The 9,580-nt window shown below is 58.9% G+C and carries 10 protein-coding genes; 6 read left to right on the top strand and 4 right to left on the bottom strand.

What is annotated here, in order from left to right:
* Positions 1-434, bottom strand: a 434-nt coding sequence (locus BM438_RS44040) for an electron transfer flavoprotein subunit beta/FixA family protein (RefSeq protein ID WP_143131880.1), incomplete at its 3' end; no start/stop codon positions are given.
* A 301-nt stretch (positions 435-735) separates the two neighbouring features.
* On the opposite strand from BM438_RS44040, the gene BM438_RS44035 reads away from it, so the two are divergent.
* The 3 genes from BM438_RS44035 (at position 736) to BM438_RS44025 (ending at position 2,760) form a co-directional block, all read left to right on the top strand.
* Positions 736-1,251, top strand: a complete 516-nt coding sequence (locus BM438_RS44035) for a thiamine pyrophosphate-binding protein (RefSeq protein ID WP_093647793.1) — start codon at positions 736-738, stop codon at positions 1,249-1,251.
* An 8-nt stretch (positions 1,252-1,259) separates the two neighbouring features.
* Positions 1,260-1,865 carry a thiamine pyrophosphate-dependent enzyme gene (locus tag BM438_RS44030; protein WP_093647790.1) on the top strand — a complete coding sequence of 202 codons (606 nt, stop codon included), beginning with the start codon at positions 1,260-1,262 and terminating at the stop codon, positions 1,863-1,865.
* 130 nt (positions 1,866-1,995) lie between these two features.
* Complete coding sequence (locus BM438_RS44025) at positions 1,996-2,760, top strand: helix-turn-helix domain-containing protein (RefSeq protein WP_093647787.1); 765 nt, start codon at positions 1,996-1,998, stop codon at positions 2,758-2,760.
* Positions 2,761-2,778: 18 nt separating this feature from the next.
* On the opposite strand, the gene BM438_RS44020 is transcribed toward BM438_RS44025, so the two are convergent.
* The 3 genes from BM438_RS44020 to pruA all read right to left on the bottom strand — a co-directional run bounded on the left by BM438_RS44020 (position 2,779) and on the right by pruA (position 6,849).
* Positions 2,779-3,942, bottom strand: a complete 1,164-nt coding sequence (locus BM438_RS44020; RefSeq protein ID WP_093647785.1) for an NAD(P)/FAD-dependent oxidoreductase — start codon at positions 3,940-3,942, stop codon at positions 2,779-2,781.
* 60 nt (positions 3,943-4,002) lie between these two features.
* Complete coding sequence (locus tag BM438_RS44015) at positions 4,003-5,217, bottom strand: pyridoxal phosphate-dependent aminotransferase (RefSeq protein ID WP_093647783.1); 1,215 nt, start codon at positions 5,215-5,217, stop codon at positions 4,003-4,005.
* 78 nt (positions 5,218-5,295) lie between these two features.
* On the bottom strand, positions 5,296-6,849 hold the full coding sequence (gene pruA / locus BM438_RS44010; RefSeq protein ID WP_093647781.1) for an L-glutamate gamma-semialdehyde dehydrogenase: 1,554 nt from the start codon (positions 6,847-6,849) through the stop codon (positions 5,296-5,298).
* A 291-nt stretch (positions 6,850-7,140) separates the two neighbouring features.
* On the opposite strand from pruA, the gene BM438_RS44005 reads away from it, so the two are divergent.
* The 3 genes from BM438_RS44005 to BM438_RS43995 form a co-directional block, all read left to right on the top strand.
* Positions 7,141-8,061 (top strand): LysR substrate-binding domain-containing protein, encoded by a 921-nt coding sequence (locus BM438_RS44005; RefSeq protein ID WP_093647778.1) that lies wholly within the window; start codon positions 7,141-7,143, stop codon positions 8,059-8,061.
* Positions 8,062-8,165: 104 nt separating this feature from the next.
* Positions 8,166-9,041, top strand: a complete 876-nt coding sequence (locus BM438_RS44000; RefSeq protein WP_093647776.1) for an HTD2 family dehydratase — start codon at positions 8,166-8,168, stop codon at positions 9,039-9,041.
* 20 nt (positions 9,042-9,061) lie between these two features.
* The coding region (locus BM438_RS43995; protein ID WP_143131879.1) for an acyl-CoA dehydrogenase family protein at positions 9,062-9,580 on the top strand (519 nt) is incomplete at its 3' end.

The following is a 9,580-nucleotide window of genomic DNA, read 5'->3' as shown; positions in this document are numbered from 1 at the left end:
TTCGAGGCAAACGTAGCTTGCGGCAGGTTCGCCAGTGCAGCCAGCATCTGGCCGGTCTGGTTCGAATCGTCGTCGATGGCCTGCTTGCCGAGGATCACCAGTTGCGGCTGTTCCTTGTCGACCAGCGCCTTGAGCAGCTTGGCGACCGCCAGCGGCTGCAGTTCTTCGCCCGACTCGATCAGGATCGCGCGGTCCGCGCCGATTGCCAGCGCCGTGCGCAGCGTTTCCTGCGCTTGCGTGACACCCGCCGACACGGCGATCACTTCGGTCGCCACGCCCGCTTCGCGCAGACGCACGGCTTCTTCAACCGCGATTTCGTCGAACGGATTCATCGACATTTTCACGTTCGTGAGATCAACGCCACTGCCGTCGGACTTCACACGGACCTTCACGTTGTAATCGACCACTCTCTTAACCGGCACAACAATCTTCATGGTTCCCTCCCCAATCGTTTGAACGCTAGTGTGCGTACTCAAACCAAGGGTTGGAATTCGGCATTCTGGAACGCCGCATTCCAGACGCTCGAATACGCGCGCAAGCTAGAACGGGAAGGATCCGCGCGTGCATCCACACCGACAAACCCCGTTAACCCCAGCCTAATCGCGCCTTCCGCAATCAGTAATTGAGCGACGACTTTTGCTGATGCACGCTATCACTCATCAAAGCAAGGTAATCGATCGGCCCTGCTTAGCGCCGCGGCTATCCGTTTTCATCAACCTACCAAAACTCGTCACCATGTCAGTCAATTGGCCGGAAACAATCTTCGAGCATTTCAAAGCCGCTGACGTGCGGCAAGTGGCATACGTGCCCGATGCGGGGCACAAACGTCTTATCGAACTCTGTGAAGCAGACACGGAGATCCATGCGGTTTCGCTGACCACCGAAGAAGAAGGGGTGGCCATGATGGGCGGCGCATGGGTCGGCGGCCAGCGCGGCGTACTGCTTCTGCAGTCGAGCGGCGTGGGTAACTGCATCAACATGCTCTCGCTGCAACACGAATGCCGCATGCCCATCGTGATGCTGGTCACCATGCGCGGAGAGTGGGGCGAATTCAATCCCTGGCAAGTCGCCATGGGCAAATCCACCCAGGAAGCCCTCGAATCGGCCGGCGTTTATGTCTACCGCGCGGATGATCCCGCCGACGTCCCCGAGACCGTACGCGCCGCACTGAATTTTGGCTACAACACCTCCCGGATGGTCGCTGTCCTGATCGGGCAGCGCGTTATCGGCACCAAGAACTTTAACAAGTGAGCACGAACATGACTCAGCAGACGACACCGCTGAACCGTCGACTGGCGGTGAAGCGGATTCTTCGCGATCGGCAGCAGGACGTTCTGGCAGTGACCAGCCTTGGCAATCCGACCTTCGATGTGGCCGCCGCCGGCGACACGCCACAGAACTTCTACCTTTGGGGTGCGATGGGAGGCGCCGTCAGCTTCGGTCTTGGCATTGCGCTTGCACAACCTGAGAAGCGCGTGATCGTGTTCGTTGGCGACGGTGAAATGATGATGGGCCTCGGGTCGCTCGCGACCGTGGGCGTCGATCGGCCGTCCAATCTCTCGATCGTCGTTATCGACAACGAACACTACGCGGAAACGGGCATGCAACTGGCCCACGCGGGGCGAGGTGTCGACATCACGGCAATCGCGCGTGCGGCCGGCTTCGAAAAGGCGACGACGATCTACACCGAGGGCGAGCTTGAGGAGTATGTCGACGTCGTTCTCAAGGCCAGGGGCCCTGTGCTCGCCACGGTAAAGGTCGGAACCGATCCCGAGCCCACCGCCCTTCCTCCCCGCGACGGTCCGTACCTGCGCAGCCGCTTCCGTGAAGCACTGCTTGGCGCCGCGGCCCACGCGAGTCAATAAGCGCCGGGGCGCAGATTCCTGCAGGAAAGCGGTGGAGCGGCTAACTGCCGCCCTACCGCTTTCTTCGCTCTCGCCCCACTTTGCACCCCCTGTACAATCGGGATCACTGTGACTTCGCGCTGATCCCCTTATGCCCGCCAAGGCCTATTCCGATATGTTGGTGGAGGTCTTTCGACAGTTGGACCGGCAGCCCGAGATGCTCGAGCGCGTCTTCGATTGCTTTCCGGACGTGCTCTATTACATCAAGGACGCCCAGGCGCGCTATCTTTCCGTCAATCAAACGCTCATCAACCGAAGTGGGTTGGCGCGCGACGACGTGATCGGCCAGACGGCCGACCAACTATTCCCGGTGACCGGTGCAAGCACCAACGCGCAAGATCTGAACGTTATCGAAAGCCAGTCTCCGATTGTCGATCGCCTGCGCCTCTACTCGTCCGGATCGGGGCATCGATACTGGTGCCTGAGCTCCAAGTTCCCGGTACTCAACGAAGAGGGGCAAGCGATCGGACTGATCGGCATCTCGCGCGATCTGCCCCGTCCCGACGAACGGCACCACGGCTACCGCCGCTTACTGGAATATCTGGATTATCTGGAACAGAACCTCGGACAGAACATCCTGGTCACTGAGGCGGCGGAACGCGCCTCCATCTCGGTCGACACATTGGAACGTCTGACCCGTGAAGTGTTTCATCTGACGCCCAAGCAACTGCTGATGAAATTGCGGATCGACCACGCGTGCAAGCTGCTCGAAACGACTGACAACAGCATTACCGATATCGCGACGGACTGCGGCTACGCGGACCATAGTGCCTTTGCGCGGCAATTCAAGTCCGCCACGCACCTCACGCCCCGACAGTATCGAAACGCGCGAGGGCGTGGCCTGCATCCACACTGATCAACCGCCTGCCGGGCGCTAGTAAACGCCCTCTTCGATCACAAGTTGGCCCGAAGTGAGTCGCGCCGGCGAGAGCGGCGAGAGGTCCAAAGTTCTGAACTCGCCGAAGGTCAGCAGCTCAGCCATTGCACGGCCGACACCGGGACTGTGCATCATGCCGTGACCGCTGAAACCGGCCGCCACGAACGAGTTCTCCGGCCCCGACTGACCGACGATACCGTTCTGATCAAGGATGTTGTATTCGTAGTAGCCAGCCCATGCGTGCTCCACGCGTAGCGCCTCAAACGCAGGGATCCGCTCTGCCAGCGTCGGCCAGATGATCTCGTCAAACTCGGAAAACTGCACGTCGAGCGGCAGGTTGTCCAGATCCATCTCCGCCGAAGGCGAGACGATACACAGGAAATGGTTCTGCTCCCTGCGCAGGTATACGCCAGATGTATCGATCAGAATCGGCATATCCGGAATCGATGTCGGGCATGACACGACGAACGCCGAACGCCGTCTCGGCCGAACCGGCAGATCGACACCCACGCTTTTTGCAAGAGGCGCGCACCACGCTCCGCTTGCATTCATGAACGTGTCTCCGGAGATTTCCCGCCCGTCCGTCAGTTCGACATGGGTAATCCGGTCTCCGCGTGTACGGTAGCCCGCCGCTTCGCCCGTAGTGAAATGAACGCCCGCCTCTCTCGCACGGTTTCTGAACCATTGCATCACGCTGTACCCATCGAACCAACCTTCGCCTGCAAGGCCTTCAACGCCATAAGTCAGATCGCTGACGTTCATCCACGGGTAGCGCTGCTGCAACGCTGCAGCGGAATGCTCCCGCAGTTCGACGCCTAACGATCTGGCCAGTGCGCTCCGCCGACGTAGCACGCTCTCCTGCTGCGAATTACCCACGAACAGATAGCCGCAATCCACCAGATCGACACCGGCGCCATACCGTGCCTTCTCCCGCTCGCAGGAGGAGAAGAAGTCATAACCGAACTGCGATAGCTGAATGCAGATGGGCGTTGAAAACTGCTGCCGGATCGAACTGGCCGAGAGCGACGATGATGCGATTCTGTAGGTCGGATCTTTTTCGATCACCCAGATCTCACGTCCGGGCATCTTCTGGAGGCTCAGGAAATACGCGATTGAACAACCAATTGCACCACCACCCGTGATGACAATCCTTTCGCTCATGATTTACCTTCGAAGGCTCGTTGGCTCCTGAGAGCCGAGCAGTGTGTGAATAACGGACTATCAGACCGCTACAGTTTCGAGGCTTTGACACGCGGCGCGAATCCGGGCGAGCGCTTCGTTCAAGTCGTCGAGTGATGCGGCATAAGAGAGTCTGAAGTACGGCGAGAGCAGAAAACCGGAACCTGAAACCACTGCCACGTTCGCCTCTTCCAACAGGTACATGACGAAGTCCTGGTCGTTCTCCAGAAGCCTGCCGCTCGGCGTACGGCTTCCAATGACGCCATGGCAGCCGATAAACGCATAAAACGCGCCTTCGGGTTCGTTACTGTGGAGTCCCGGAATGTCGCTCAGCGTTTTGACTACAAGTTTCCGGCGTTCGTCGAAAGCCGATCGCGATCTCTCGACGAATGACTGATCACCATTGAGTGCTTCAATCGCGGCGTATTGCGACACCGACGACGCACTGGTCACAATCTGCCCTTGCACCAGATTCATGGCGCGGATGAGCGCAGCCGGTCCGGCGGAATAGCCAATCCGCCAGCCTGTCATCGAGTACACCTTGGAGACGCCGTTGATGACGAGCGTGCGCTCCTGCAACTCTGGCGCCACGTTCAAAATATTGACGAACGGGCTTCCGGTATAGATGAGCTTCTCGTAGATGTCGTCCGACAGCACCCAGACATGGGGATGTCGACGCAGTACTTCGGCGATGGTGCGGAGTTCTTCAACCGAGTAAACCGCCCCGGTCGGATTCGATGGTGAATTCAGCATCAGCCACTTGGTGCGCCGCGTGATCGACGCCTCCAGCTGCGCAGCCGTCAGTTTGAACCCTGCCGCTTCGTCGCACGCCACGACGATGGGCGTGCCGGTCGCCATTTTGACGATCTCCGGATAGGAGACCCAGCACGGCGCGGGCACGATCACTTCATCGCCCGGGTTAAGAGTCGCGAAAAAGGCCGCGAAAATCGCCTGCTTCGCACCGACGGACACGCTGACGCCATCCACTGGGTAGTCGACGCCATTGTCGCGCTTCAGTTTCGCGACGATCGCCTCGCGCAACTCCCGAATGCCCGCGGCCTCCGTGTAGCGTGTCTTGCCTTCGCGCATCGCACGAATCGCCGCAGCCTGGATATTCTCGGGCGTGTGAAAGTCTGGTTCGCCTTGCGACAGGGAAATAATGTTCTTCCCGGCACGACGTAGTTCTGCCGCTTTTGCTGCCATTGCCATCGTCTGCGCAGGGGCGATCTGGCCAATGCGGTCTGCAATGAAGCCCATTGTGTTCATTCCGTTTATATGAAGATCCCAGTGCGTGAACCGGGGTCGCCTGTCGGTGGCGCCCCGGAACACAGGTGCTTACAGACGTTCAGCCACTGCCTTCATTTGCAGGAACTGCAGAAGGTAGTCGGGACCGCCCGTCTTGGTATCGGTACCCGTGAGGTTGAAGCCGCCGAACGGCTGAACACCAACTAGCGCGCCCGTACACTTGCGGTTGAAGTACAGATTGCCGACGTGGAAATCACGGCGTGCTCGTTCGATGCGGCTGCGGTCGTTCGAGAAGAGCGCGCCGGTCAGCCCGTAGACCGTGTCATTGACCACGGCCAGACCTTCGTCGAAATCCTTGACGCGAATCGCGGCGACGAACGGTCCGAACACTTCCTCTTGTGCAATGCGCGCGCGAGGCGACACGTCGCCGAAGATGGTCGGCTCGATCAGATAGCCCGCTGCGTTTTCCACAGCCTTGCCGCCAGTCAACAGCTTGCCCTCGGTGTGACCGATATCGATGTACGACAGTACCTTCTTGTACTGCAACTCATTGCACACCGGACCAAAACTCGGATTGTCCTTCGCCTCGCTGACAACGAGTTCCTTCGTCTTCGCAACGACCTTCTCGAGCAAGGAGTCATAGACCGAATCCACCACGATCAGACGCGAGCAAGCCGAACACTTCTGGCCGGAATAGCCGAACGCTGCCTGGATCACTGCAGTCGCTGCGTCATCGAGATTGGCCGTTTCATCGACAAGGATCGCGTCCTTGCCACCGAGTTCAAGAAACACTCGCTTGAACCATTTCTGGCCTTCGGCAAGCTTCGCGGCGGACTCGTTGATCTGGGCACCGGTTGCGAGCGAGCCCGTGAAGTTGATGAAGCGCGTCTTCGGATGGGCGACCAGATACGACCCGATTTCGCGTCCGGTGCCCGGCAGATAATTCACCACGCCAGGCGGCAGCCCTGCTTCGGCGAAGATGTCGAAGATCTTCGCCAGTGACACCACCGTATCTTCAGCAGGCTTGCAAACAACCGTGTTACCCACCACGATCGCGCCGACCGTCATGCCGGTCATTAACGCCATCGGGAAATTCCACGGCGAAATCGTCACACCCACGCCCAACGGAATGTAGAAGCTCTCGTTCTCCTCACCCGAATAATCAATCAGCGAACCGAGGCCGCCGACGTGCTTGATCGCCTGACGTGCGTAGTACTCGGTGAAGTCGATCATTTCCGCGACTTCGGCGCTCGCTTCGACATAGTTCTTGCCGATTTCATAGACCAGCCATGCCTCGAGTTCGCGCTTGCGCCGACGCATGATTGCTGCGGCCTTCAACATGACGCGCGACCGATCTTCCTGGCTCCAACGCTTCCATGATTCGAAGGCCGCCCAGGCGGCTTCCAGCGCGGCGTCCGCGTGCCGCGTCGTCGCCTTGGCGGTATAGCCTACGATCTCGTCCGGGTTCGACGGATTCGTCGAGACGAGTGTCGCTTCGGTCTGCACGCGCTCGCCATTGATCACCAGCGGATAGGTCTTGCCAAACTCGGCACGCACCTCTTTCAGAGCCTGCTGCATGTCTGCTTTGGCACTCTCGGTGTCGAACAAATCGAACGGCTCGTTTTTGAACGGCGCAATCAACATCGCTTTCTCCAGATTGAATGGTTTGGGCTGCTTTGCCGCTCTGACTAACGCGGCACGCCACCTTGAACCGATTGTCCAGCGCAAAATTGTTCCGGTCTTGATCTAGTCACCTTTAATTTTGCGGAGTTCTGCACAATCATAGAAAGATGGAGGATGCCAACACCCTCCAATAGCGCTCTGCTATAGAGACTCTTGAGAATTTGATGGAAAACATCGTAAATACCGATTTGCGGCTTTCTGCTATTTGCTACACTGGATCAACGGGGCATCTCTTCATTCGGAGCACGTATCATGGCCATGCATTTCGATCTCGTTGATCTTCGTCTCATCACATGTATCGCAGAGACGGATAGCCTGACGCGTGGCGCCGAGCGATTTCATATGTCCGTACCTGCTGCAAGCACCCGGATCAAGAATCTGGAAGAAAGCATGGGGACCAAGCTGCTGTATCGGACCAGCCAGGGCGTTACGCTCACGCCGCCGGGTCAGGCATTCCTTCACCACGCCCGGTTGGTCCTGTCGCAACTCGAGCAGCTGCGCGGCGACATGCAGGAGTACGCGCGCGGCATCAAAGGTCATGTGCGGATCTTTGCGAACACTACCGCTACAACTGAATTCTTACCTAACGACCTGCGTGACTTTCTCGCGGAACATCCTGACGTGAACGTCGAACTTCGCGAACGGTTGAGCCATGACGTCGTGCGTGCGGTCAGTGAAGGCACGGCGGACGTCGGGATAGTCGCCGGCAACGTCAGGCCTGAATCTCTGCAAGTCCTGCCGTACCGCTCAGACCGGCTCATATTGGCGGTCTCGAATGCGCACCCCCTCGCCGGGAAGACGTCCATTCCATTTGAAGAGGCAAGTGGGTTTGACTTCGTCGGAATGCCCGAAGCTAGCGCGATTCATACCTTTCTGAACCGCGTAGCAAGCGACATGCACAAGAAGCTTCAGGTACGCATTGAAGTAGGTAACTTCGAAGCGCTGTGCCGGATGATCGAGGCCAACGTCGGGATCGGCGTGCTGCCTTGCTCGTCAGCGGTGCGCTACGTGAAGACCATGAACATCCGCCTCGTTGAAATCGAGAACGACTGGGCGACGCGCAATCTGCTGATCTGCGTGCGCAGCCTCGACCTGTTGCCGTCTTTCGCGCGGGAGCTGGTCGACCTCCTCACGCAGAAGTGCAAAACCGATCATGAGGCCCAGCCGGCCTGAACGTCAGCAGTTAGTCTGCGCTTAAAGCCCTCTTCTCCACACACAAATTGTAGTCAGCAGACCGGTGCGTCAATCTAGCGTGAACGACGCTACCCGATGCCCCCATGACTGCTGAACTCGACTACCTGCGCACCTGGATCGGCCGCACACAGGCCGAACGCGAATTCGTCTCACCACGTCTTGCGCAACAACTCGCCGCGACGCTGGATTACGAGGACGTCCCTCATGCCGGTTCTCTGTTGCCTCCGCTGTGGCACTGGGCGTTGTTTCCCCACATCGTTTCGCAATCGCAGGTCGGCGCGGACGGACATCCGAAACGCGGTGGATTCTTGCCGCCAGTGCCACTACCCAGACGCATGTGGGCGGGCAGCCGGGTCCGGTTCGAACGTCCGCTCGTGGTCGGCAGCGAAGTCACCAGGACGTCGCAGATTCTTGACGTCGCCGCCAAAGAAGGGCGCACAGGAAAGCTCGTGTTTGTGCGCCTGCGTCACGAACTGGAAGACCTCGAAGGTCCGCTGGTTTCCGAGGAGCAAGACATTGTGTACCGCGAATCCGCAACGACGGCGTATACCGCGGCAACCGGCCCGAGCGCGCCTGCGGAGTTCACTTGGAAGCGGGAGATCGTGCCCGACCCGATACTGCTCTTTCGCTACTCCGCCGATACCTTCAACGGCCACCGCATTCACTATGACCGCACCTACGCCCAGGAACAGGAAGGCTATCCGGCGCTGGTCGTTCACGGGCCACTGACTGCGACGTTGCTGATCGATCTAGTCCGGCGCAGCCTTCCTGACGAATCGATTGCATCTTTCTCATTCAAAGCGGTCAACCCGCTATTTGACTGCGCCCCCTTTTTTATCTACGCGGCCCGTGCCCCGGGACCGACCGAAGTGAAGCTCTGGGCGGCCGATTCCGACGGCGTGTTGTGCGTCGATGCCGAGGCGACGCTAACGGCACCCGCGTATATTTTTCAAAAATGAACTCTGAGGAGTAGAGACAAGTGCTGGCTAACGTTGACCCCTACCAGGACATTCGCGAAGCGGTTCGCGATTTGTGTTCCAACTTCCCCGCCGAGTATTTCCGCAAGATCGACGAGGAACGCGCCTACCCTGAAACCTTTGTGCAAGCTCTAACCGACGCCGGTTGGCTTGCGGCCCTTATTCCGCAGGAATATGGCGGCTCCGGGCTCGGACTGACCGAAGCTTCGGTGATCATGGAAGAGATCAACCGCAGCGGCGGCAATTCCGGTGCGTGTCACGGGCAGATGTACAACATGGGGACACTGCTCAGGCACGGCTCGGCAGAGCAAAAGGCTAAATACCTTCCGGAAATCGCCAGCGGAAAGTTGCGGCTTCAGTCGATGGGCGTGACCGAGCCGACGACCGGCAGCGACACCACCAAGCTCAAGACAACCGCGACTCGCCAAGGCGACAGATACGTCGTCAACGGTCAGAAGGTGTGGATCTCCCGGATCCAGCATTCCGATCTCATGATTCTGCTCGCGCGGACCACGCCGATC

This window comes from Paraburkholderia aspalathi (assembly GCF_900116445.1).
GTDB lineage: Bacteria > Pseudomonadota > Gammaproteobacteria > Burkholderiales > Burkholderiaceae > Paraburkholderia > Paraburkholderia aspalathi.
Note: the sequence above shows the minus strand (reverse complement) of the source record. Positions and strands in the feature narration are given on the sequence as shown.